The 19,937-nt window shown below is 68.0% G+C and carries 31 protein-coding genes; 1 reads left to right on the top strand and 30 read right to left on the bottom strand.

The annotated features are described in order from the left end of the window. Positions 1-7: 7 nt before the first annotated feature. The 3 genes from rplM to OEIGOIKO_RS23400 form a co-directional block, all read right to left on the bottom strand. Positions 8-451 carry a 50S ribosomal protein L13 gene (gene rplM / locus OEIGOIKO_RS23410; protein WP_031003068.1) on the bottom strand — a complete coding sequence of 148 codons (444 nt, stop codon included), beginning with the start codon at positions 449-451 and terminating at the stop codon, positions 8-10. A 205-nt stretch (positions 452-656) separates the two neighbouring features. Then, positions 657-1,913: a glycosyltransferase family 87 protein gene (locus OEIGOIKO_RS23405; protein ID WP_125055662.1), complete on the bottom strand. Its 1,257-nt coding sequence runs from the start codon at positions 1,911-1,913 to the stop codon at positions 657-659. A gap of 63 nt (positions 1,914-1,976) precedes the next feature. Continuing rightward, the gene (locus OEIGOIKO_RS23400; RefSeq protein WP_125055661.1) at positions 1,977-3,605 is read right to left on the bottom strand and encodes an ABC-F family ATP-binding cassette domain-containing protein; all 1,629 of its coding nucleotides are present in this window, start codon (positions 3,603-3,605) and stop codon (positions 1,977-1,979) included. 57 nt (positions 3,606-3,662) lie between these two features. Here OEIGOIKO_RS23400 and OEIGOIKO_RS23395 point away from each other — a divergent pair, with 57 nt between their 5' ends. Continuing rightward, positions 3,663-4,484: a hypothetical protein gene (locus OEIGOIKO_RS23395; RefSeq protein ID WP_170251820.1), complete on the top strand. Its 822-nt coding sequence runs from the start codon at positions 3,663-3,665 to the stop codon at positions 4,482-4,484. 27 nt (positions 4,485-4,511) lie between these two features. Here OEIGOIKO_RS23395 and truA read toward each other — a convergent pair whose 3' ends face one another. The 27 genes from truA to rplB all read right to left on the bottom strand — a co-directional run bounded on the left by truA (position 4,512) and on the right by rplB (position 19,917). Further along, on the bottom strand, positions 4,512-5,363 hold the full coding sequence (truA, locus tag OEIGOIKO_RS23390) for a tRNA pseudouridine(38-40) synthase TruA (protein ID WP_125055659.1): 852 nt from the start codon (positions 5,361-5,363) through the stop codon (positions 4,512-4,514). A 73-nt stretch (positions 5,364-5,436) separates the two neighbouring features. Beyond that, positions 5,437-5,931 (bottom strand): 50S ribosomal protein L17, encoded by a 495-nt coding sequence (gene rplQ, locus OEIGOIKO_RS23385; protein WP_125055658.1) that lies wholly within the window; start codon positions 5,929-5,931, stop codon positions 5,437-5,439. A 186-nt stretch (positions 5,932-6,117) separates the two neighbouring features. Beyond that, complete coding sequence (locus tag OEIGOIKO_RS23380) at positions 6,118-7,140, bottom strand: DNA-directed RNA polymerase subunit alpha (protein ID WP_003956430.1); 1,023 nt, start codon at positions 7,138-7,140, stop codon at positions 6,118-6,120. Positions 7,141-7,339: 199 nt separating this feature from the next. Then, on the bottom strand, positions 7,340-7,744 hold the full coding sequence (gene rpsK / locus OEIGOIKO_RS23375) for a 30S ribosomal protein S11 (RefSeq protein ID WP_004571845.1): 405 nt from the start codon (positions 7,742-7,744) through the stop codon (positions 7,340-7,342). Positions 7,745-7,808: 64 nt separating this feature from the next. Beyond that, positions 7,809-8,189 carry a 30S ribosomal protein S13 gene (gene rpsM / locus OEIGOIKO_RS23370; RefSeq protein WP_004571844.1) on the bottom strand — a complete coding sequence of 127 codons (381 nt, stop codon included), beginning with the start codon at positions 8,187-8,189 and terminating at the stop codon, positions 7,809-7,811. A 215-nt stretch (positions 8,190-8,404) separates the two neighbouring features. Next, positions 8,405-8,518 (bottom strand): 50S ribosomal protein L36, encoded by a 114-nt coding sequence (gene rpmJ, locus OEIGOIKO_RS23365; RefSeq protein ID WP_003956441.1) that lies wholly within the window; start codon positions 8,516-8,518, stop codon positions 8,405-8,407. Positions 8,519-8,576: 58 nt separating this feature from the next. Continuing rightward, positions 8,577-8,798 (bottom strand): translation initiation factor IF-1, encoded by a 222-nt coding sequence (gene infA, locus OEIGOIKO_RS23360; protein ID WP_003956442.1) that lies wholly within the window; start codon positions 8,796-8,798, stop codon positions 8,577-8,579. Positions 8,799-8,991: 193 nt separating this feature from the next. Continuing rightward, the gene (map, locus tag OEIGOIKO_RS23355; RefSeq protein ID WP_125055657.1) at positions 8,992-9,828 is read right to left on the bottom strand and encodes a type I methionyl aminopeptidase; all 837 of its coding nucleotides are present in this window, start codon (positions 9,826-9,828) and stop codon (positions 8,992-8,994) included. Between the two features lie 127 nt (positions 9,829-9,955). Next, entirely contained in the window at positions 9,956-10,606 is a 651-nt protein-coding gene (locus tag OEIGOIKO_RS23350; RefSeq protein WP_125046328.1) for an adenylate kinase, read from the bottom strand. After that, the gene (gene secY / locus OEIGOIKO_RS23345) at positions 10,606-11,919 is read right to left on the bottom strand and encodes a preprotein translocase subunit SecY (protein ID WP_125046327.1); all 1,314 of its coding nucleotides are present in this window, start codon (positions 11,917-11,919) and stop codon (positions 10,606-10,608) included. Before secY ends, OEIGOIKO_RS23350 begins: the two co-directional genes overlap by 1 nt. Before the next feature lie 236 nt (positions 11,920-12,155). Then, on the bottom strand, positions 12,156-12,611 hold the full coding sequence (gene rplO / locus OEIGOIKO_RS23340) for a 50S ribosomal protein L15 (protein ID WP_030016979.1): 456 nt from the start codon (positions 12,609-12,611) through the stop codon (positions 12,156-12,158). A gap of 1 nt (position 12,612) precedes the next feature. Next, positions 12,613-12,795, bottom strand: a complete 183-nt coding sequence (gene rpmD, locus OEIGOIKO_RS23335; protein ID WP_030016980.1) for a 50S ribosomal protein L30 — start codon at positions 12,793-12,795, stop codon at positions 12,613-12,615. Next, positions 12,795-13,400 (bottom strand): 30S ribosomal protein S5, encoded by a 606-nt coding sequence (gene rpsE / locus OEIGOIKO_RS23330; protein WP_031003053.1) that lies wholly within the window; start codon positions 13,398-13,400, stop codon positions 12,795-12,797. The genes rpmD and rpsE overlap by 1 nt, the downstream gene beginning before the upstream one ends. A 45-nt stretch (positions 13,401-13,445) precedes the next feature. Continuing rightward, positions 13,446-13,829 (bottom strand): 50S ribosomal protein L18, encoded by a 384-nt coding sequence (rplR, locus tag OEIGOIKO_RS23325; protein WP_030375637.1) that lies wholly within the window; start codon positions 13,827-13,829, stop codon positions 13,446-13,448. A gap of 3 nt (positions 13,830-13,832) precedes the next feature. Beyond that, a complete protein-coding gene (gene rplF / locus OEIGOIKO_RS23320; RefSeq protein WP_030016983.1) occupies positions 13,833-14,372 on the bottom strand; it encodes a 50S ribosomal protein L6 in 540 nt (179 codons plus the stop codon). A gap of 22 nt (positions 14,373-14,394) precedes the next feature. Next, positions 14,395-14,793 (bottom strand): 30S ribosomal protein S8, encoded by a 399-nt coding sequence (rpsH, locus tag OEIGOIKO_RS23315; RefSeq protein WP_004571835.1) that lies wholly within the window; start codon positions 14,791-14,793, stop codon positions 14,395-14,397. Between the two features lie 266 nt (positions 14,794-15,059). Beyond that, positions 15,060-15,245 carry a type Z 30S ribosomal protein S14 gene (locus OEIGOIKO_RS23305; protein ID WP_004571834.1) on the bottom strand — a complete coding sequence of 62 codons (186 nt, stop codon included), beginning with the start codon at positions 15,243-15,245 and terminating at the stop codon, positions 15,060-15,062. Between the two features lie 2 nt (positions 15,246-15,247). Then, entirely contained in the window at positions 15,248-15,808 is a 561-nt protein-coding gene (gene rplE, locus OEIGOIKO_RS23300; protein ID WP_030016984.1) for a 50S ribosomal protein L5, read from the bottom strand. Continuing rightward, positions 15,808-16,131 (bottom strand): 50S ribosomal protein L24, encoded by a 324-nt coding sequence (rplX, locus tag OEIGOIKO_RS23295; protein WP_031003050.1) that lies wholly within the window; start codon positions 16,129-16,131, stop codon positions 15,808-15,810. The genes rplE and rplX overlap by 1 nt, the downstream gene beginning before the upstream one ends. Before the next feature lie 3 nt (positions 16,132-16,134). Next, a complete protein-coding gene (rplN, locus tag OEIGOIKO_RS23290; protein ID WP_003974257.1) occupies positions 16,135-16,503 on the bottom strand; it encodes a 50S ribosomal protein L14 in 369 nt (122 codons plus the stop codon). A 131-nt stretch (positions 16,504-16,634) separates the two neighbouring features. Then, positions 16,635-16,919, bottom strand: coding sequence for a 30S ribosomal protein S17 (gene rpsQ / locus OEIGOIKO_RS23285; protein ID WP_004571831.1), 285 nt, complete (start codon positions 16,917-16,919; stop codon positions 16,635-16,637). Next, positions 16,919-17,143, bottom strand: coding sequence for a 50S ribosomal protein L29 (rpmC, locus tag OEIGOIKO_RS23280; RefSeq protein ID WP_004950453.1), 225 nt, complete (start codon positions 17,141-17,143; stop codon positions 16,919-16,921). Before rpmC ends, rpsQ begins: the two co-directional genes overlap by 1 nt. Next, positions 17,143-17,562 carry a 50S ribosomal protein L16 gene (gene rplP, locus OEIGOIKO_RS23275; protein WP_004571829.1) on the bottom strand — a complete coding sequence of 140 codons (420 nt, stop codon included), beginning with the start codon at positions 17,560-17,562 and terminating at the stop codon, positions 17,143-17,145. Before rplP ends, rpmC begins: the two co-directional genes overlap by 1 nt. A 5-nt stretch (positions 17,563-17,567) precedes the next feature. Next, on the bottom strand, positions 17,568-18,395 hold the full coding sequence (gene rpsC, locus OEIGOIKO_RS23270; protein ID WP_004571828.1) for a 30S ribosomal protein S3: 828 nt from the start codon (positions 18,393-18,395) through the stop codon (positions 17,568-17,570). Next, complete coding sequence (rplV, locus tag OEIGOIKO_RS23265; protein WP_032926743.1) at positions 18,395-18,742, bottom strand: 50S ribosomal protein L22; 348 nt, start codon at positions 18,740-18,742, stop codon at positions 18,395-18,397. The genes rpsC and rplV overlap by 1 nt, the downstream gene beginning before the upstream one ends. Before the next feature lie 44 nt (positions 18,743-18,786). Further along, the gene (gene rpsS, locus OEIGOIKO_RS23260) at positions 18,787-19,068 is read right to left on the bottom strand and encodes a 30S ribosomal protein S19 (protein WP_030016988.1); all 282 of its coding nucleotides are present in this window, start codon (positions 19,066-19,068) and stop codon (positions 18,787-18,789) included. A 12-nt stretch (positions 19,069-19,080) separates the two neighbouring features. Next, positions 19,081-19,917 carry a 50S ribosomal protein L2 gene (rplB, locus tag OEIGOIKO_RS23255; RefSeq protein WP_030016989.1) on the bottom strand — a complete coding sequence of 279 codons (837 nt, stop codon included), beginning with the start codon at positions 19,915-19,917 and terminating at the stop codon, positions 19,081-19,083. Positions 19,918-19,937 lie beyond the last annotated feature (20 nt).

Here is a 19,937-nt window from a genome sequence, read left to right as displayed (position 1 = left end):
GCCGGACTTACTGCGCGACCTGGGTGATCTCGAACGGGACCGGCTGCTGCGCAGCGTGCGGGTGCTCGGCGCCCGCGTAGACCTTCAGCTTCGAGAGCATCTGACGGCCCAGGGTGTTCTTGGGGAGCATGCCCTTGACGGCCTTCTCGACAGCCTTCTCGGGGTTCTTGTCGAGGAGCTCGTCGTAGCGCACCGAGCGCAGACCGCCCGGGAAGCCGGAGTGGCGGTAGGCCATCTTCTGGCTGCGCTTGTTGCCGGACAGGTGCACCTTGTCGGCGTTGACGATGATGACGAAGTCACCGGTGTCGACGTGCGGCGCGTACACCGGCTTGTGCTTGCCCCTCAGGAGGGACGCGGCCTGCGAGGCCAGACGGCCCAGGACAACGTCCTGCGCGTCAATGATGTGCCACTGGCGCTGGACATCGCCGGGCTTGGGGCTGAACGTACGCACGGTTAGCCTTCGCTTCTTCAGTGAATAGGGTCCTGTACTGGTCACCACAGTCGATCTCCAGCACTGGCGGCCCCGCGGGTGACGCAACCCGGGTTCCTGCCGCTGGTCATCGGCCCGGTGGACCGGCGTAAGGGCCCCTCACGTGAGATAGAGCAAGCCAATACGCATAACGAACTGGCAGAATACCGGGCCGCCCCCAGCCGGGTCAAAACACGTCCCGAACCGGCGTACGATCCGTGCCCTCGGGCCCCACGGGCATGATAGCCACCGCCCGCAGTACCCGCGGCCGCACGCAGGTCCAGGCCAGCACGGCGGCCACCGTGCACAGCATCACCGTGTCCTTGAAGGCCCGCCGGTGCAGTCCCTCCAGATGCGGCCAGGGGAGCCCGCTGATCTGCGGCACCAGGGCGATCCAGAACCAGACCGTACGGGCCGCCGAGCCCGGCAGCACCACGGAGGCCACCAGCGGCGGCAGCACCACCAGCAGGTAGTGGTCGAAGGACGGCCGGGACACCAGGAAGGCCGCCAGCATCAGCATCGCGGCCGTCTCCACCAGCCGCTGCGCGCCCGGATCGCAGCGCCGCCACCGCAGCCACGCGCAGCCCGTCCCCGCGACCGCCGCCACCGCCGCCACGCCGTACGCCGCGGTCTCGGGCACCCCCAGCCGGGTGAGGATCATGCCGGGCGAGGCGTCGAACGGGCGGGCGAAGCTGTCCTGGCCGTGCAGCAGGAACGGCAGCGTACGGGTGAAGAACATGCCCGGCCGTGGCATCACCAGCGCCGCCAGCACGGACGCCGCGACCGGCACCGCCACCGCCGCCGCGAGCGCCCGCCACCGCCGCGCGAGGACCAGGAGCAGCAGCAGCGGCGCCAGCATCGGCTTGACGGCCAGCGCGAGCCCCAGGACCGCGCCCGCGGCGATCCACCGGGAGCGCAGCGCCAGCAGCAGCATCACGGGCAGTGCCACCACGGAGGCCAGCGTCCAGTTCCCGATGTTCACGACGTTGCGGAACGGCTCGAAGAACGCCAAGGCCACCACGCCGAGCGCCGCAAGCCGGCTCCGTACGGGAACCCGGAAGATCCGCAGCGAGGCGAGCCACCCCAGCAGCACCAGCCCCACCCCCGCCACCGGCACCAGCAGCCGCAGCTTCCCGGCGGACAGCAGCGCCTCGGGCACTGCCGCCAGCACCGCGCTCGGCAGATACAGGAACCGCTTGTCGGCGTACGGAGCGTCACCGGCCAGCAGCGCCCGCGCCGCCTTCACGACGAAGTCGTTGTCCATGCCGACGGTGGGACTGTGCCGCTGGACATGGAAGATCACCGCTCCCATCAGGGCGGCGGCCACCGCCCACAGGGGCCACGGGGCCCGCCCGAGCAGCCACCCGACGACCGGCGGGTCCGCGGGCCGCACCGCGTCCCGGACCTCGCCGGCACCCGCCAGGCCCGTCTTCTCCGCGCTCATGCGTCCATCTAAGAGCCGCCCCCACGGCCCCACCACTGCACGCGTCCAAGCGATGACCCGGAGCTACCGCTTCCGCTCCACCCTGCGCTCGTCCCACACCGGCTCCGCCGTCTCCCGCACCCGCCCGTCCGCGCCGAAGACCAGGTACCGGTCGAAGGACCGCGCGAACCAGCGGTCGTGCGTCACCGCCAAGACTGTCCCCTCGTACGCCTCCAGCCCCTCCTGAAGGGCCTCCGCGCTCTCCAGGTCGAGGTTGTCGGTCGGCTCGTCCAGCAGCAGAGCGGTCGTCCCCGCCAGCTCCAGCAGCAGGATCTGGAAACGCGCCTGCTGGCCGCCCGACAGCCGGTCGAAGCGCTGCTCGGCCTGGCGCTCCAGCTCGTACCGGCGCAGCGCGCTCATCGCCTTGCCCCGGTCCTTGGCGTGTTCCGTCCACAGGATGTCCAGAAGGGTGCGCCCCTCCAGCTCCGGGTGGGCGTGGGTCTGCGCGAAGTGACCGGGGACGACGCGGGCACCCAGCTTCCAGGCGCCCGTGTGCGCCACAGGATTCTCGGGGTCCCCGGCGAGCAGCCGCAGGAAGTGCGACTTCCCGGAGCCGTTCGACCCCAGCACCGCGACCCGCTCCCCGTAGAAGACCTCCAGGTCGAACGGCTTCATCAGCCCGGTCAGCTCAAGGTTCTCGCAGGTCACCGCCCGTACACCGGTACGGCCGCCCTTGAGCCGCATGGTGATCTCCTGCTCGCGCGGCGGCTCCGGCGGCGGCCCGGCCTCCTCGAACTTGCGCAGCCGGGTCTGTGCGGCGTGGTACCGGGTGGCCAGCTCGTGGCTGATCTCCGCGGCCTGCCGCAGGTTGCGCACCAGCTTCTTCAGCTGCGCGTGCTTCTCGTCCCAGCGCCGCCGCAGCTCCTCGAAGCGGGCGAAGCGCTCCTTGCGTGCCTGGTGGTACGTGCCGAAGCCGCCGCCGTGCACCCACACGTCCGACCCGGCGGGCCCCGGCTCGACGCTGACGATCTTCTCAGCGGAGCGGGCCAGCAGCTCCCGGTCGTGGCTGACGAACAGCACCGTTTTCTTCGTCTCGCGCAGCCGCTCCTCCAGCCAGCGCTTGCCCGGCACGTCCAGGTAGTTGTCCGGCTCGTCCAGCAGCAGCACCTCGTCGGTGCCGCGCAGCAGCGACTCCAGCACCAGCCGCTTCTGCTCGCCGCCGCTGAGCGTGCGCACCTGCCGCCACTGCGCCTTCTCGTACGGGACGCCCAGCGCGGCCATGGTGCACATGTCCCACACCGTCTCGGCCTCGTACCCGCGCGCTTCGGCCCAGTCGCTGAGCGCCTGCGCGTACCGCATCTGCGCGGCCTCGTCGTCGACGGTCATGACGGCGTCCTCGGCGGCGTCCACCGCCGCGGCGGCCTCCCTGATCCGCGGCTGCGCCACCGACACCAGCAGGTCACGCACGGTCCGCTCGTCCCTCACGGAACCCACGAACTGGGGCATCACCCCCAGCCCGCCGCTCACGGTCACCGCACCGCCGTGCGGCTGCAGCTCCCCCGCGATCAGCCGCAGCAGCGTCGTCTTGCCCGTCCCGTTCGCGCCGACCAGGGCCACCGAGGCGCCCTCGCCGACCCTGAAGGACACGTCGTCCAACAGCACCCGCCCGTCCGGCAGGTAGTACTCCAGATGCCCGGCCTCCACGTGTCCCATAGCCCCGGATTGTCTCCGCCCGCCGCGCGTTCCACCAACCGGTTTAGGATGCGCGGCATGAGCTTTGGGAATGGCGGGCCGTTCGGCCCTGGGGGACCGGACTCCTCGACTCCTGACTGGGACGCGCTCGCCGACGAGAGCGAGGCGCGCGGCCGCCGCAGACGCTGGCTCCTCATCGGCGGCGGAGCGCTGGCCACCGCGGCCGTGGCCGGCATCGTCGCCACCGCCGTGATCACCAGCAACAAGGGCGGCGACCTGCCGCGCCCGGTGACCCTGCCGACCGAGTCAGCGGCCCCCGAACCGTCCTTCTCCGAGGTCTCCGTCCCGCCGCCGCCGAACCCGCGGGACTACATCACCGACCCCAAGAAGGACACCGCCGCCCTCACCCCCGCCGGCCTCTTCCCCGACCAGAACATGGTCCTCGGCAAGAACAGCTACCCCCGCCGCAGCACCGCCGCCACCGACGACTGCACGGCCGGCACCTACGGCGCCCTCGGCGCGGTGCTCAAGCACAACGGCTGCAAGAAGCTGCTGCGCGCCACCTACGCCAAGGACGGCGTGGCGGTCACCGTCGGCGTCGCGGTCTTCGACTCCAAGGCCGCCGCGTTCAAGGTCAAGGCCGCCGGCAAGCCCGGCCTCGCGCCGCTGCCGGGCGACGGCGTCGGCTCCTTCTGCCAGGGCTCGCCCTGCACCACGTACGCCAACGCCACCGGCCGCTACGCCTACTTCACCATCGCCGGCAACCTCGACGGCTCGGCCGTCACCAAGGCGTCCACCAAGGCCCTCCAGATAGGGCAGGACGGCGGCCAGTACGCCTTCCACCGCATCTGGCAGCGCGGCACGGACCAGGCGGCCAAGGCTGCCCGCGCCCAGTCCTGACACCCGCGCGCCCCGCCCCGGGGCGGCTCAGCAGCAGCCGCCCCCCGGCAGGGTCCGCTTGTTGCGCGCCTCCTTGTTACGGGCCATGAGCTGGTCGTCCGCCGGATAGCCGACCTCTTCCAGGGTCAGCCCGTGCGGCCGTACGACGTGCACCGCCGAGTCCCGCACCCCGGCCGCCAGCACCTTGCCCGGCCACTCCACCGGCCGGTGCCCGTCCCCCACGAACAGCAGCGCGCCCACCAGCGACCGCACCATGTTGTGGCAGAAGGCGTCCGCCTTCACCGTCGCGGTGACGATCCCGTCCGCGTCCCGCACCCAGCTCAGCGTCTGGAGCGTACGGATCGTCGTCGCGCCCTCGCGCCGCTTGCAGTAGGCGGCGAAATCGTGCTCCCCCAGCAGCGCCTGCGACGCCGCGTTCATCGCGTCGACATCCAGGTCCCAGTCGTGCCACAGCACATGGCCGCGCAGCAGCGGGTCCACGCCCCCCGGGTGGTCGGTCACCCGGTACGCGTACCGCCGCCAGATCGCCGAGAACCGCGCGTTGAACCCGTACGGCGCCTCGGCCGCCCGCCACACCCGTACGTCCTTGGGCAGCCGCCCGGCCAGCCGCCGCAGCAGCTTGTCCGCATGCTCCGCCCACAGCTCCTCCGGCAGGTCCACGTGCGCCACCTGCCCGCGCGCGTGCACCCCGGCGTCCGTCCGCCCCGCCACGGTCAGCTCGTACGTCTCCGCCGACCGCGTCACCGTCCGCAGCGCGGTCTCCAGCTCCTCCTGGACCGTGCGCCGCGACCGCTGCTTGGCCCAGCCCGAGAAGTCCTTCCCGTCGTAGGAAAGGTCCAGCCGCACCCGTACGAACCCGGGCTCCACTTCATCGCTCACGCGTGCATCCTCTCAAGCGGAACGGGCCCGCCCCCCTGAGGGGAGCGGGCCCGTCCGGTGGCCTGTATCAGGCTCAGGCGTCCTTCGACTCCTCGGCCGGGGCCTCGGCGGCCTCGCCCTTGGTGTCCTCGGCCTTGGCGGCCTCGTCGGACTCCTTCACCGCGCGCTTGGTCGCGGCCTCGGCCTCGGCAACGGTGGCCTTCTTGGCGATCTCGCCCTCGACCAGCTCGATGACGGCCATCGGGGCGTTGTCGCCACGACGGTTGCCGATCTTGGTGATACGGGTGTAACCACCCGGACGCTCCGAGAAGCGCGGCGCGATCTCCGTGAAGAGCGTGTGCACGACGCTCTTGTCCGAGATCAGCGTCATGACCTGGCGGCGGTTGTGAAGGTCACCCTTCTTCGCCTTCGTCACCAGACGCTCGGCGTACGGACGCAGCCGACGGGCCTTGGCCTCGGTCGTCGTGATCCGGCCGTGCTCGAAGAGGCTGGTGGCCAGGTTGCGCAGCATCGCACGCTCGTGCGACGCGCTGCCGCCCAGACGGGCACCCTTGGCGGGCTTCGGCATGGTATTTCTCCTTCATTGCTGCACCGGCCGTATCAGGTACCGGTGTCAGTTCCCGGGGGCGGGTGCCCCGCGGAAGTTTCTTCATTTCAAGCCCGTCCGGCGCTTGAGGACGAGGCCTCAGGGCCGATCAAGCCTGCCCCCCAGTACGGCGGGCCGCCGTTCCCGGCCGACCCGCCGCAGGCGGGCTCAGTACTGCTCGGTCTCCACGAAACCCGCGTCCGCGTCGTCGTCGGCGCCGAAGGCGTCAGCGGCGGCGGTCGGGTCGAACCCGGGGGGCGAGTCCTTCAGGGCCAGGCCCATGCCGGCCAGCTTCGCCTTGACCTCGTCGATCGACTTCGCACCGAAGTTGCGGATGTCGAGCAGGTCGGCCTCGGAGCGGGCCACGAGCTCACCCACGGAGTGGATGCCCTCGCGCTTGAGGCAGTTGTACGACCGAACGGTGAGCTCCAGCTCCTCGATCGGCAGCGCCAGGTCGGCGGCCAGGGCGGCGTCCGTGGGGGACGGGCCCATGTCGATGCCCTCGGCGTCGATGTTGAGCTCGCGCGCCAGACCGAACAGCTCGACCAGGGTCTTGCCGGCCGACGCCATGGCGTCACGGGGACGCATGGCCTGCTTGGTCTCGACGTCGACGATCAGCTTGTCGAAGTCGGTGCGCTGCTCGACACGGGTCGCCTCGACCTTGTAGGTGACCTTCAGCACGGGGCTGTAGATGGAGTCGACCGGGATCCGGCCGATCTCCTGGCCGACCTGCTTGTTCTGCACGGCGGAGACGTAGCCGCGACCGCGCTCGACGGTCAGCTCCATCTCCAGCTTGCCCTTGCCGTTGAGGGTGGCGAGGACCAGGTCGGGGTTGTGCACCTCGACACCGGCCGGCGGGGCGATGTCCGCGGCGGTGACCAGGCCGGGGCCCTGCTTGCGCAGGTACATCACGACCGGCTCGTCGTGCTCCGAGGAGACGACCAGCTGCTTGATGTTCAGGATGAGGTCGGTGACGTCCTCCTTGACGCCCGGCACGGTGGTGAACTCGTGCAGGACACCGTCGATGCGGATGGACGTGACCGCCGCACCCGGGATCGAGGAGAGGAGCGTACGACGCAGGGAGTTGCCGAGGGTGTAGCCGAAGCCCGGCTCCAGCGGCTCGATCACGAACCGCGAGCGGTATTCGTCGACGACCTCTTCGGTCAGCGAGGGACGCTGAGCGATCAGCATGAGGTGTTTTCGCCTTCCAGTCGTGGCACCCGCTATTTGATGCCAGCTGCGCCGGACGGTGGCCCGGCGGTTTCTACAAGGGTACGGGCGGCACGGCGCGGCTCCCAGGAGTCGCGGCGTACCGCCCGAAAAGTGCCTGGTGACGGCCCGCGCCGGAGCGCGGACCGACAGGCTGCGGCCCTGTGCGGACCGCGCGACGTCAGACGCGACGGCGCTTGGGGGGACGGCAGCCGTTGTGCGGCGTGGGGGTGACGTCCTGGATCGAGCCGACCTCCAGGCCGGTGGCCTGGAGCGAGCGGATCGCGGTCTCACGGCCGGAGCCGGGACCCTTGACGAAGACGTCGACCTTGCGCATGCCGTGCTCCTGCGCGCGGCGGGCGGCCGACTCGGCAGCCATCTGCGCGGCGAACGGCGTGGACTTGCGCGAGCCCTTGAAGCCCACGTGGCCCGCCGAGGCCCAGGAGATCACGTTGCCCGTGGGGTCGGTGATCGAGACGATGGTGTTGTTGAACGTGCTCTTGATGTGAGCGTGCCCGTGGGCGACGTTCTTCTTCTCCTTGCGGCGCACCTTCTTGGCGCCGGCCGTACGGCCCTTCGGAGGCATGTATTACTCCCGGTGGAGGTGGTCGGTCCTACAGCGAAGACCGCTGATGAGCGTCCGCTGAGGACTACTTCTTGCCCGGCTTCTTCTTGCCGGCGATCGCGCGACGCGGGCCCTTGCGGGTACGGGCGTTCGTGCTGGTGCGCTGACCGTGCACCGGCAGGCCGCGGCGGTGACGCAGACCCTGGTAGCAGCCGATCTCGACCTTGCGGCGGATGTCGGCCTGGATCTCGCGACGGAGGTCACCCTCGGTCTTGAGGTTGTTGTCCACGTACTCGCGGATCTTGACCAGGTCTTCCTCGGCCAGGTCGCGAACGCGGGTGTCCGGGTTCACGCCGGTGGCGGCGAGGGTCTGCTGCGACAGGGTGCGCCCGATGCCGAAGACGTAGGTGAGGGCGACCTCGACGCGCTTGTCGCGCGGGAGATCAACGCCTGCGAGGCGTGCCATTGATTGGCTCCTGAGGTATTCGGAGGTCTTCCGCAGCACCGTTCCCGTAAGACTCTGGAGCATTACGAGCCGGGTCCCCGGCCTCCGAGCCGGGGGTGTCGTCCCCTGCGTCCGCTACGTGAGCGGGCACGGGGGTCGGGTGTCTGCGTATGTACGTATTACTGTGCGTTTGCGTCGCGCGAAGATACTGCGAAATGCAGAGAGGTCGGCGTGCGTCAGCCCTGGCGCTGCTTGTGGCGCAGGTTGTCGCAGATCACCATGACCCGGCCGTGGCGGCGGATCACCTTGCACTTGTCGCAGATCTTCTTGACGCTCGGCTTGACCTTCATGGGTGTGAGGTTCTCCGGGTCAGTGCCGCCACCCCACGGGAGGGGGCGTCGACAAGATCTACTTGTAGCGGTAGACGATCCGGCCACGCGTCAGGTCGTAAGGAGACAGCTCCACGACGACCCGGTCATCCGGAAGGATGCGGATGTAGTGCATCCGCATCTTGCCGCTGATGTGCGCGAGGACCTTGTGACCGTTCTGAAGCTCCACCTTGAACATCGCGTTCGGGAGGGACTCGATCACGGTGCCCTCGATTTCGATGGCACCTTGCTTCTTGGCCACGCTTCGCCCTTCGAATCGGCTACCTTGATCGACTACGTACGGACGCGTACCCGGCAAACAGGCACACGGATGCACGACAGCCGACGCGTCAGTCTACGTCAGTGACCCCGAAAAGACGAATCCACGATTATTGCCCACGGACAGTGATCGTTACGCCTCGGGTCCGGCCCGTACCGCCGGCCGGGGGCGGGCCTCAGGCCAGCGGGTCGGGCGCGGCCTCGATGCCCAGCTCGGCCAGCTTCGCCTTGCCGCCGTCCGGGGCGGTCAGCACCAGCGGGCCCTGCTCGGTCAGCGCGACCGAGTGCTCCCAGTGCGAGGACCAGCTGCCGTCGTTCGACTTGACCGTCCAGTCGTCCGCCAGCACATGGGTCTTGGCCGTACCCAGGTTGACCATGGGCTCGATGGCGATGCAGAAGCCCGGGACCAGCTTCGGGCCGCGGCCGCGCTTGCGGTCGACGTAGTTCAGCAGGTGCGGGTCCATGTGCATCTCGGAGCCGATGCCGTGGCCGCCGTAGTCCTCGACGATGCCGTACTTGCCGTTGGCCGGGCGCGGCTGGCGGCGGATGTAGCCCTCGATCGCCTTGGAGATGTCGACCAGGCGGTTGCCCTTGCGGACGGCGGCGATGCCGGCCCACATGGACTCCTCGGTCACCCGGCTCAGCTCGACCAGCTCCGGAGCGTGACCGGAGCCCACGAAGGCGGTGTAGGCCGCGTCGCCGTGCCAGCCGTCGATGATCGCGCCGCAGTCGATGGAGATGATGTCGCCGTCGGCGAGCACGGTCTCGGTGTCGGGGATGCCGTGGACGACGACGTCGTTGACCGACGTGCAGATCGTCGCGGGGAAGCCGCCGTACCCGAGGAAGTTCGACTTGGCGCCGTGCTCGGCCAGCACCTTGCGCGCGGCGTCGTCCAGGTCCTTGGTGGTGGCGCCGGGCACCGCCACCTCACGGGTGGCCGCGTGGATGGCGGCGACCACCAGCCCCGCCTCGCGCATCTTCGCGATCTGCTCGGGGTTCTTGATCTCCACCATGGGGGCCGACGCCTTCCTCAAACCGACTACTACGACGCTGCTGCGGCCGCACGGGCCGCCACATACACGATACGGCCGCGGCACCCGTGCCCGGGCACCGCGGCCGTATGCGTGGTTCTCGTGCCTGTCAGGCCTTGTCCAGCGCGGCCATCGCGCGCTGGGTGACCTCGTCCACCTTGCCGAGGGCCGGGATCGTGACGACCAGGTCCTGCGCCTTGTAGTGGTCGATGATCGGCTCGGTCTCCGTGTGGTAGACCTCCAGCCGCTTGCGGACGGTGTCCTCGCGGTCGTCCTCGCGCTGGTACAGGTCGCCGCCGCAGAGGTCGCAGACGCCCTCGGTCTTCGGCTTGTGGTAGTCCACGTGGAAGACGTGGCTGCTGTCGTTGCGGCAGATCCGCCGGCCCGCGATCCGCTTGACGACCTCGTCCTCCGGGACCTCCAGGTCCAGGACGGCGTCCAGCTTCACGCCCTTGCCCTTGAGGTACGCGTCCAGCGCCTCGGCCTGGCCGATGTTGCGCGGGAAGCCGTCCAGCAGGAAGCCGCCCTCGGCGTCCGGCTGGTCCATCCGGTCCTCGGCCATCGCGATCGTCACCGAGTCGGGGACCAGGTTGCCCGCGTCCATGTAGGACTTGGCCTCTTTGCCCAGGTCGGTGCCCTGGCTGATGTTGGCGCGGAACAGGTCGCCCGTAGAGATGTGCGGGATCGAGAGGTTCTTGGCGAGGTACGCGGCCTGCGTACCCTTGCCTGCCCCAGGAGGCCCGACGAGGACGATTCGCATCAGCGGAGGAACCCTTCGTAGTTGCGCTGCTGGAGCTGGCTCTCGATCTGCTTCACGGTCTCCAGACCCACACCCACGATGATCAGGATGCTCGTCCCGCCGAACGGGAAGTTCTGGTTGGCCTTGAACAGCACCAACGCCACGGTGGGCACCAGCGCGATCAGACCCAGATACAGCGAGCCCGGCCACGTGATCCGGTTGAGCACGTAGCTGAGGTACTCGGCCGTGGGGCGACCGGCCCGGATCCCCGGGATGAAGCCACCATACTTCTTCATGTTGTCGGCAACTTCTTCGGGGTTGAAGGAGATGGCGACGTAGAAGAACGCGAAGAAGACGATCAGCAGGAAGTACGTGACGATGTAGACCGGGTGGTTGCCCTTGGTGAAGTTGGTTTCGATCCAGGTCGCCCAGCCGGCCTTCGACCCGCTGAACTGTGCCACCAGGGCCGGGATGTAGAGCAGCGACGAAGCGAAGATGACGGGGATCACACCCGCCTGGTTCACCTTGAGCGGGATGTAGGTGGACGTACCGCCGTACGAGCGACGTCCGATCATCCGCTTGGCGTACTGCACGGGGATCCGCCGCTGGGCCTGCTCGACGAAGACGACCAGGGCGACCATGGCCAGACCCACGACGATGACGGCGAAGAACTCGATCCAGCCGTCGGCCAGCTTGCCGGACATCTTGATCTGCCACAGCGAGCCGGGGAAGCCGGCCGCGATACCGACGAACATCAGGATCGACATGCCGTTGCCGATGCCGCGGTCGGTCACCAGCTCACCGAGCCACATGACCATGGCGGTGCCGGCGGTCATCGTGATGACCATGGTGATGGTCGTGAAGATCGTGTCGCTCGGGACGATCTCACTGGCGACCGGGCAGCCCTGGAACAGCGCGCCGCTCTTGGCGGTCGCGACCAGGCCGGTGCCCTGCAGGACCGCCAGCGCGACGGTCAGGTACCGGGTGTACTGAGTGATCTTTGCCTGTCCGGACTGGCCCTCTTTCTTGAGGGCCTCCAGACGGGGGATGACCACGGTCAGCAGCTGGAGGATGATGCTTGCCGTGATGTACGGCATGATCCCCAGCGCGAAGATCGTGATCTGGAGCAGCGCACCACCGCTGAACATGTTCACCAGGCCGAAGAGGCCGCCGTTGGCGCCGGCCTGCTTCATGCAGGTGTCGACATTGGAGTAGTTCACCCCGGGCACCGGAACGTGCGCTCCGAGCCGGTAGACGAGCACAATGCCCAACGTGAACAGCAGCTTCTTGCGCAGGTCGGGCGTCTTGAACGCTCGGGCGAACGCGGTGAGCACGGTGCCTCCTGCGCCTCCCGCCTCTGGAGCGAGAGGTGACGGTCTTGAGGATCGACGAATACAAAGCGGCCAAAACCGCGCAGGACATTAGCCCACGCGGTGGGGGTCCAGGGGAAGAACCCCCGGAAAATACAGCAACAGTGCACGCCACCTTACCGGCGACCATGCCCCCCTTGGAACGACCAACCGGGGATGCCCCAATACGTGGGCATCCCCGGTCAGTTGATTCACTGAGCTCAGATGAGCTCGGTGACGCTGCCACCGGCAGCGGTGATCTTCTCCTTGGCGGAGCCGGAGACGGAGTCCACCGTCACCGTCAGCGCCACGGAGATCTCGCCCTGGCCCAGGACCTTGACGAGCTCGTTCTTGCGCACCGCGCCCTTGGCGACCAGGTCGGTCACCGTGACCTCGCCACCCTGCGGGTAGAGCGCGGCCAGCTTGTCCAGGTTCACGACCTGGAACTGCTTGTGGGCGGGGTTCTTGAAGCCCTTCAGCTTCGGGAGGCGCATGTGGAGGGGCATCTGGCCACCCTCGAAGCGCTCCGGAACCTGGTAACGGGCCTTCGTGCCCTTGGTACCACGACCTGCGGTCTTACCCTTGGACGCCTCACCACGACCCACACGGGTCTTGGCGGTCTTGGCGCCCGGGGCAGGACGGAGGTTGTGGACCTTCAGCGGGTTGTTCTCCGCCATGTCAGTCGACCTCCTCGACCGTCACGAGGTGGCGGACGGTGTGCACCATGCCGCGGTACTCGGGGCGGTCTTCCTTGACAACCACGTCGTTGATCTTCTTGAGACCGAGCGAACGCAGGGTGTCGCGGTGGTTCTGCTTGCTGCCGATGATGGACTTGGTCTGCGTGATCTTGAGCGAAGCCATTACGCGTTCACCCCGGCACGCGCCCGCAGCAGAGCGGCGGGAGCAACGTCCTCCAGCGGCAGACCACGGCGGGCGGCGATCTCCTCGGGGCGCTGCAGGCCCCGCAGAGCGGCCACCGTGGCGTGCACGATGTTGATCGGGTTCGACGAACCGAGCGACTTGCTCAGCACGTCGTGGATGCCCGCGCACTCCAGCACGGCACGCACCGGGCCACCGGCGATCACACCGGTACCGGGGGAAGCCGGCTTGAGCAGGACGACGCCCGCGGCCTCTTCGCCCTGGATGGGGTGCGGGATGGTGCCACCGATACGGGGGACCTTGAAGAAGTGCTTCTTGGCCTCCTCCACACCCTTGGCGATGGCGGCCGGCACCTCCTTGGCCTTGCCGTAACCGACACCCACGGTGCCGTCACCGTCGCCCACCACGACCAGCGCGGTGAAGCTGAAGCGACGACCACCCTTCACAACCTTGGCGACGCGGTTGATTGCGACAACACGCTCGACGTAGGCGGTCTTCTCGGCAGCTGCGCCGCCGTCCCGCCGGTCCTTACGGTCCCGCCGCTCGCCGCCACCGGCACCGCTCCCGCGGCGCTGGGGTCCAGCCATTGGATTTACCTCTCTCTGTTACGTCCGCTAGCTCGGAACCGGGGCTTAGAACTTCAGCCCGGCTTCGCGGGCGGCGTCGGCCAGAGCGGCAATCCGCCCGGCGTACTGCTTGCCACCACGGTCGAACACGACGGCCTCGACACCGGCGGCCTTGGCGCGCTCGGCGACCAGGGAGCCGACCTGCTTGGCCAGGTCCGTCTTGTTGCCCTCGCCACCGCGGATCGACGCGTCCAGGGTCGACGCCGACGCCAGGGTGTGACCCTTGATGTCGTCGATGACCTGGGCGGTGATACCGCGGTTGGACCGCGTCACGACCAGACGCGGACGCTCCGGCGTACCCGAAATCCGCTTGCGGATGCGGATGTGGCGACGCTTGGCGGCGGCGCGCTTGTAGGCGTCACCCTTCGCGACCTTCACACCGTATGCCATGGCTTACTTACCAGCCTTTCCGACCTTGCGGCGGATGACCTCGCCGGCGTACTTGACGCCCTTGGCCTTGTACGGGTCGGGCTTGCGCAGCTTGCGGATGTTCGCGGCGACCTCGCCGACCTTCTGCTTGTCGATGCCCTCGACGCTCAGCTTGGTCGGGGACTCGACCTTGAACGAGATGCCCTCGGGCGCCTCGACCAGGATCGGGTGGCTGTAACCGAGCGAGAACTCCAGGTTGGAGCCCTTCGCCTGGACGCGGTAACCGACACCGCTGATCTCGAGCGCCTTGCTGAATCCCTGGGTCACGCCGGTGATCATGTTCGCCACCAGCGTGCGGGACAGGCCGTGCAGGGCCTTGTTCTGACGCTCGTCGTTCGGGCGGGTGACGGCGATGAAGCCGTCCTCACCCTTGGCGACCTCGATGGGCGCGGCGACGGTGTGCTGCAGGGAGCCCTTGGGACCCTTCACCGAGACCGTGCGACCGTCGATGGTGACGTCCACACCAGCGGGAACCTGGATGGGCAGCTTGCCAATACGCGACATTAGCTATTCCTCCGTTCCCGAATTACCAGACGTAGGCGAGAACTTCTCCGCCTACGCCCTTCTTGCTGGCCTGCTGACCGGTGAGGAGACCGTGCGACGTGGAGATGATCGCCACGCCCAGGCCGCCGAGCACCTTCGGCAGGTTGGTGGACTTTGCGTAGACCCGCAGGCCCGGCTTCGAGATGCGCTTGATGCCGGCGATCGAGCGCTCGCGGTTCGGACCGAACTTCAGCTCGAGGATGAGGTTCTTGCCGACCTCGGCGTCCTCGACCTTCCAGCCGGTGATGTAACCCTCCTGCTGGAGGATCTCCGCGATGTGCGACTTGATCTTGCTGTGCGGCATCACGACGGTGTCGTGGTACGCCGAGTTCGCGTTACGCAGACGCGTGAGCATGTCTGCGATGGGGTCAGTCATGGTCATGAATTGGCCTTCGGCCTCTCTCGCCGGGGTTTCCTGTATGCGCCATCCCTCTCCCCGAGCAGGGTCGGGACGGGTGCGGCGCGGGGACCTTCGGCGTAGTAAGTCGTTCCTGGGCGGCGGGGCGCCCAACCCTTCTACCCTACGGGATCAAAGGGCGGGGCCCCGCCGAACAGATGCTTACCGAGAGACTCCGGAACCACCCACATGATTCCTGCCGTCCGCCGGGGCGCCCGTGAGGGCGCTGGTCGGACGTGCGGGAGGGGGTGTTACCAGGAGCTCTTGGTCACGCCCGGCAGCTCGCCACGGTGAGCCATCTCACGGAGGCACACGCGGCACAGGCCGAACTTGCGGTACACGGAGTGCGGCCGGCCGCAGCGCTGGCAACGCGTGTACGCGCGCACAGCGAACTTCGGCTTGCGGGCCGCCTTAGCGATCAGAGCCTTCTTCGCCACGGTCAGTTCTCCTTGAACGGGAAGCCGAGGTGACGAAGCAGGGCGCGGCCCTCATCGTCGTTGGACGCCGTGGTGACCACGGTGATGTCCATGCCCCGCTGCCGGTCGATCTTGTCCTGGTCGATCTCGTGGAACATGACCTGCTCCGTGAGACCGAAGGTGTAGTTGCCCCGACCGTCGAACTGCTTCGGGGACAGACCACGGAAGTCGCGGATGCGCGGCAGCGCGAGCGACAGCAGGCGGTCCAGGAACTCCCACATGCGGTCACCGCGGAGGGTGACGTGGGCACCGATCGGCTGGCCCTCGCGCAGCTTGAACTGCGCGATGGACTTACGGGCCTTGGTGACGGCCGGCTTCTGGCCGGTGATCGTGGTGAGGTCCTTGATGGCACCCTCGATCAGCTTGGAGTCGCGGGCGGCGTCGCCCACACCCATGTTGACCACGATCTTGGTCAGACCGGGGATCTGCATGACGTTCTCGTAGGAGAACTCGTCCTTCAGCTTCCCGGCGATCTCTTCGCGGTAGCGCTGCTTGAGGCGCGGCGCGTTGGTGGTGGCAGTCATCAGATGTCCTCACCGGTCCGCTTGGCAACGCGGATCTTGTTGCCCTCTTCGTCGAAGCGGTACCCGACGCGGGTGACGACCTTGTTGCCGTCCTTCTCCACGACCAGCTGAACGTTGCTGACGTGGATGGGGGCCTCGGTCGTCACGATGCCGCCGGTCTTCGAGCCGCGAGCGGTCTGACCGGCCTTGGTGTGCTTCTTGACCCGGTTGACACCCTCGACCAGGACACGGTCCTCGCGGGGGAAGGCCGCGATGACCTTGCCCTGCTTGCCCTTGTCCTTGCCGGTGATGATCTGGACCAGGTCGCCCTTCTTGATCTTCATCGGTTACAGCACCTCCGGCGCGAGCGAGATGATCTTCATGAACTTCTTCTCGCGCAGCTCCCGGCCCACCGGGCCGAAGATGCGGGTGCCGCGGGGGTCGCCATCGTTCTTGAGGATGACGGCCGCGTTCTCGTCGAAGCGGATGTACGAGCCGTCCGGACGGCGGCGCTCCTTGACGGTGCGAACGATGACCGCCTTGACGACGTCACCCTTCTTCACGTTGCCACCGGGGATCGCATCCTTGACGGTGGCGACGATGACGTCACCGATGCCCGCGTAGCGGCGGCCCGAACCACCGAGAACACGGATGGTGAGAATTTCCTTCGCACCCGTGTTGTCGGCGACCCGAAGCCGCGACTCCTGCTGGATCACGTCTATCTCCTGATCGTCTGCCGGTTCCCGGCGGGGGCCTCATTGCTGAGGCCCACCGCCGAGCCTGGCGGAACTGACCTGGGGGAAACCCCCCAGGCGGTATCTAGCGGAATTCCCGAACGGGAAATTCCTTACTTGGCCTTCTCGAGGATCTCGACGATGCGCCAGCGCTTGCTCGCCGACAGCGGACGCGTCTCCATCAGGAGGACGCGGTCGCCGACACCGGCAGCGTTCTGCTCGTCGTGCGCCTTGAGCTTGTTCGTACGGCGGATGACCTTGCCGTACAGCGCGTGCTTGACACGGTCCTCGACAGCGACGACGACGGTCTTGTCCATCTTGTCGCTGACGACGAGACCCTCGCGGGTCTTGCGGAAGCCGCGCTGCTCGTTCGTCTCAGTCACATTCTTCTCGCTCATCAGGCGCTCTCCACCGTCTCGATGCCGAGCTCGCGCTCCCGCATCAGGGTGTAGATCCGGGCGATGTCCTTGCGGACGGCCTTCAGCCGGCCGTGGTTTTCGAGCTGTCCGGTCGCCGCCTGGAAGCGGAGGTTGAACAGCTCCTCCTTGGCCTCGCGGAGCTTCGCAACGAGGTCCTCGTTGTTCAGCTCGCGCAGCTCGGTCGCCTTGGTACCGGCCGCCATCACGACTCACCTGCCTCGCGCCGCACGATGCGGCACTTCATCGGAAGCTTGTGGGCGGCGCGGGTCAGCGCCTCCTTCGCAACCTTTTCGTTCGGGAAGGACAGCTCGAACATCACCCGACCGGGCTTGACGTTCGCGACCCACCACTCCGGAGAACCCTTACCGGAACCCATGCGGGTCTCGGCCGGCTTCTTCGTCAGCGGGCGGTCCGGGTAAATGTTGATCCAGACCTTGCCGCCACGCTTGATGTGACGGGTCATGGCGATACGAGCGGACTCGATCTGCCGGTTCGTCACGTAGGCGGGGGTCACGGCCTGAATGCCGTACTCACCGAAGGCAAGCTCGGTGCCACCCTTGGCCATACCGTTGCGCTTCGGGTGGTGCTGCTTGCGGTGCTTGACCCTGCGAGGGATCAGCATGTCGGTCAGCCCTCCGTTCCGGTGCTCTCAGCAGCCGGAGCAGCGGCAGCGGCCTCGGCCTTGGGGGCCTCGGCAGCGGCGTTCTGCTGCGGCTTGCGGCCGCCACGGCCGCCGCGCTCGCCACCGCGGCGCGGGCGGTCGTTGCCACCACCGCGGGCCGGGCGGTTACCCGCACGGGCGGCGGCGTTCTCGGCGCGGACCTCGGCGATGTTCTTGACGTCGCCCTTGTAGATCCAGACCTTCACACCGATACGGCCGAAGGTGGTCTTGGCCTCGAAGAAGCCGTAGTCGACGTTGGCGCGGAGCGTGTGCAGGGGCACGCGGCCCTCGCGGTAGAACTCCGAGCGCGACATCTCGGCGCCGCCGAGACGGCCACCACACTGGATCTTGATGCCCTTGGCGCCGGCCTTCATCGTCGACTGCATGCTCTTGCGCATGGCGCGACGGAAGGAGACGCGGGAGGACAGCTGCTCGGCGACGGCCTGGGCCACCAGCTGAGCATCGGTCTCGGGGTTCTTGACCTCGAGGATGTTCAGCTGGACCTGCTTGCCGGTCAGCTTCTCCAGTTCGCCGCGGATGCGGTCGGCCTCGGCGCCGCGGCGGCCGATGACGATGCCCGGACGAGCGGTGTGGATGTCGACGCGGACGCGCTCACGGGTGCGCTCGATCTCCACCTTCGAGATGCCGGCGCGCTCCATGCCCTTCGTCATCATGCGACGAATGGCGACGTCTTCCTTGACGTAGTCCTTGTACAGCTTGTCGGCGTACCAACGCGACTTGAAGTCGGTGGTGATGCCGAGCCGGAACCCGTGCGGGTTTACCTTCTGGCCCATTACCGGGTTCCTTCCTTGCTGCTGACGACCACGGTGATGTGGCTGGTCCGCTTGCGGATCCGGTAGGCACGGCCCTGGGCACGCGGCCGGAACCGCTTCAGGGTCGGACCCTCGTCGACGTACGCCTCGGAAATGAAGAGGCTGCCGGCGTCGGTGTGGTCGTAGTTGTGCGCCGCGTTGGCAATGGCGCTGTCCAGCACCTTGCCGACGGGCACGCTCGCGGCCTGCGGGGCGAAACGCAGGACCGCCTGAGCCTCCGTGGCATCCATGCCACGGATAAGGTCCACCACGCGGCGGGCCTTCATGGGCGTGACGCGGATGTACCGCGCCTGGGCCCTGGCTTCCATGGTTGTCCCTTCGGTGTCAGTCATAAGTCTTCGCACTCCGCCGATCAGCGACGACGCGACTTGCGGTCGTCCTTCTCGTGGCCGCGGAAGGTGCGGGTCGGCGCAAACTCGCCGAGCTTGTGGCCGACCATCGACTCGGTGACGAACACCGGGACGTGCTTGCGGCCGTCGTGCACCGCGATCGTGTGGCCGAGCATGGCCGGGACGATCATGGAGCGGCGGGACCAGGTCTTGATGACGTTCTTGGTGCCGGCTTCGTTCTGCGTGTCCACCTTCTTGCTCAGGTGGTCGTCGACGAAGGGCCCCTTCTTGAGACTACGCGGCATCTAAACCCGCTCCTAGCGCTTCTTGTTCGTCTTGCGGCGGCGGACGATGTACTTGTTCGAAGCCTTCTTCGGCGAACGCGTACGACCCTCCTTCTGGCCCCAGGGCGAGACCGGGTGGCGACCACCGGAGGTCTTGCCCTCACCACCACCGTGCGGGTGGTCGACCGGGTTCATCACGACACCACGCACGGTCGGGCGGACGCCCTTCCAGCGCATACGGCCGGCCTTGCCCCAGTTGATGTTCGACTGCTCGGCGTTGCCGACCTCGCCGACGGTGGCGCGGCAGCGCACGTCGACCAGGCGGATCTCACCGGACGGCATACGAAGGTGGGCCATGGAGCCCTCCTTCGCCAGCAGCTGCACGGAGGCACCCGCGGAGCGGGCGAACTTCGCGCCGCCGCCGGGCCGCAGCTCGATGGCGTGGATCGTCGTACCGACCGGGATGTGGCGCAGCGGCAGGTTGTTGCCCGGCTTGATGTCGGCGCCCTGGCCGTTCTCAATCCGAGCACCCTGCACCAGGCCACGCGGCGCGATGATGTAGCGCTTCTCGCCGTCTGCGTAGTGCAGCAGCGCGATGCGCGCGGTGCGGTTGGGGTCGTACTCGATGTGCGCGACCTTGGCCGGCACGCCGTCCTTGTCGTGACGACGGAAGTCGATCACGCGGTAGGCGCGCTTGTGGCCACCGCCCTGGTGGCGAACGGTCACACGACCGGCGTTGTTACGGCCGCCCTTGCTGTGCAGCGGGCGGACCAGCGACTTCTCCGGCGTGGACCGCGTGATCTCGACAAAGTCGGCGACGCTGGAGCCACGACGGCCCGGGGTCGTCGGCTTGTACTTGCGGATACCCATTTCTCAGTCCTCGTCCGATT

Origin of the sequence: Streptomyces paromomycinus (assembly GCF_003865155.1) — a bacterium.
GTDB lineage: Bacteria > Actinomycetota > Actinomycetes > Streptomycetales > Streptomycetaceae > Streptomyces > Streptomyces chrestomyceticus.
Note: the sequence above shows the minus strand (reverse complement) of the source record. Positions and strands in the feature narration are given on the sequence as shown.

Coding starts and splice junctions, on each gene's coding strand:
- OEIGOIKO_RS23380 (WP_003956430.1), bottom strand. CDS start 7,140: ATGCTGATCGCTCAGCGTCCCTCGCTGACCGAAGAGGTCGTCGACGAA.
- rpsM (WP_004571844.1), bottom strand. CDS start 8,189: ATGGCACGCCTCGCAGGCGTTGATCTCCCGCGCGACAAGCGCGTCGAG.
- rplP (WP_004571829.1), bottom strand. CDS start 17,562: ATGCTGATCCCTCGCAGGGTCAAGCACCGCAAGCAGCACCACCCGAAG.
- rpsC (WP_004571828.1), bottom strand. CDS start 18,395: ATGGGCCAGAAGGTAAACCCGCACGGGTTCCGGCTCGGCATCACCACC.
- rpsH (WP_004571835.1), bottom strand. CDS start 14,793: ATGACCATGACTGACCCCATCGCAGACATGCTCACGCGTCTGCGTAAC.
- OEIGOIKO_RS23350 (WP_125046328.1), bottom strand. CDS start 10,606: ATGCGAATCGTCCTCGTCGGGCCTCCTGGGGCAGGCAAGGGTACGCAG.
- rpmD (WP_030016980.1), bottom strand. CDS start 12,795: ATGGCTTCGCTCAAGATCACGCAGACCAAGTCCATCATCGGCAGCAAG.
- rpmC (WP_004950453.1), bottom strand. CDS start 17,143: ATGGCGGCCGGTACCAAGGCGACCGAGCTGCGCGAGCTGAACAACGAG.
- map (WP_125055657.1), bottom strand. CDS start 9,828: ATGGTGGAGATCAAGAACCCCGAGCAGATCGCGAAGATGCGCGAGGCG.
- OEIGOIKO_RS23405 (WP_125055662.1), bottom strand. CDS start 1,913: ATGAGCGCGGAGAAGACGGGCCTGGCGGGTGCCGGCGAGGTCCGGGAC.
- rpsK (WP_004571845.1), bottom strand. CDS start 7,744: ATGCCTCCGAAGGGCCGTACGGCCGGCGCCAAGAAGGTGCGCCGCAAG.
- rplX (WP_031003050.1), bottom strand. CDS start 16,131: ATGAAGATCAAGAAGGGCGACCTGGTCCAGATCATCACCGGCAAGGAC.
- rplQ (WP_125055658.1), bottom strand. CDS start 5,931: ATGCCGAAGCCCGCCAAGGGTGCCCGTCTGGGCGGCAGCGCGTCGCAC.
- rplF (WP_030016983.1), bottom strand. CDS start 14,372: ATGTCGCGTATTGGCAAGCTGCCCATCCAGGTTCCCGCTGGTGTGGAC.
- rpsQ (WP_004571831.1), bottom strand. CDS start 16,919: ATGAGCGAGAAGAATGTGACTGAGACGAACGAGCAGCGCGGCTTCCGC.
- OEIGOIKO_RS23400 (WP_125055661.1), bottom strand. CDS start 3,605: ATGGGACACGTGGAGGCCGGGCATCTGGAGTACTACCTGCCGGACGGG.
- rpsS (WP_030016988.1), bottom strand. CDS start 19,068: ATGCCGCGTAGTCTCAAGAAGGGGCCCTTCGTCGACGACCACCTGAGC.
- rplO (WP_030016979.1), bottom strand. CDS start 12,611: ATGGCGGAGAACAACCCGCTGAAGGTCCACAACCTCCGTCCTGCCCCG.
- rpmJ (WP_003956441.1), bottom strand. CDS start 8,518: ATGAAGGTCAAGCCGAGCGTCAAGAAGATCTGCGACAAGTGCAAGGTG.
- rplR (WP_030375637.1), bottom strand. CDS start 13,829: ATGGCATACGGTGTGAAGGTCGCGAAGGGTGACGCCTACAAGCGCGCC.
- rpsE (WP_031003053.1), bottom strand. CDS start 13,400: ATGGCTGGACCCCAGCGCCGCGGGAGCGGTGCCGGTGGCGGCGAGCGG.
- OEIGOIKO_RS23395 (WP_170251820.1), top strand. CDS start 3,663: ATGAGCTTTGGGAATGGCGGGCCGTTCGGCCCTGGGGGACCGGACTCC.
- rplE (WP_030016984.1), bottom strand. CDS start 15,808: ATGACTGCCACCACCAACGCGCCGCGCCTCAAGCAGCGCTACCGCGAA.
- rplV (WP_032926743.1), bottom strand. CDS start 18,742: ATGGAAGCCAGGGCCCAGGCGCGGTACATCCGCGTCACGCCCATGAAG.
- rplB (WP_030016989.1), bottom strand. CDS start 19,917: ATGGGTATCCGCAAGTACAAGCCGACGACCCCGGGCCGTCGTGGCTCC.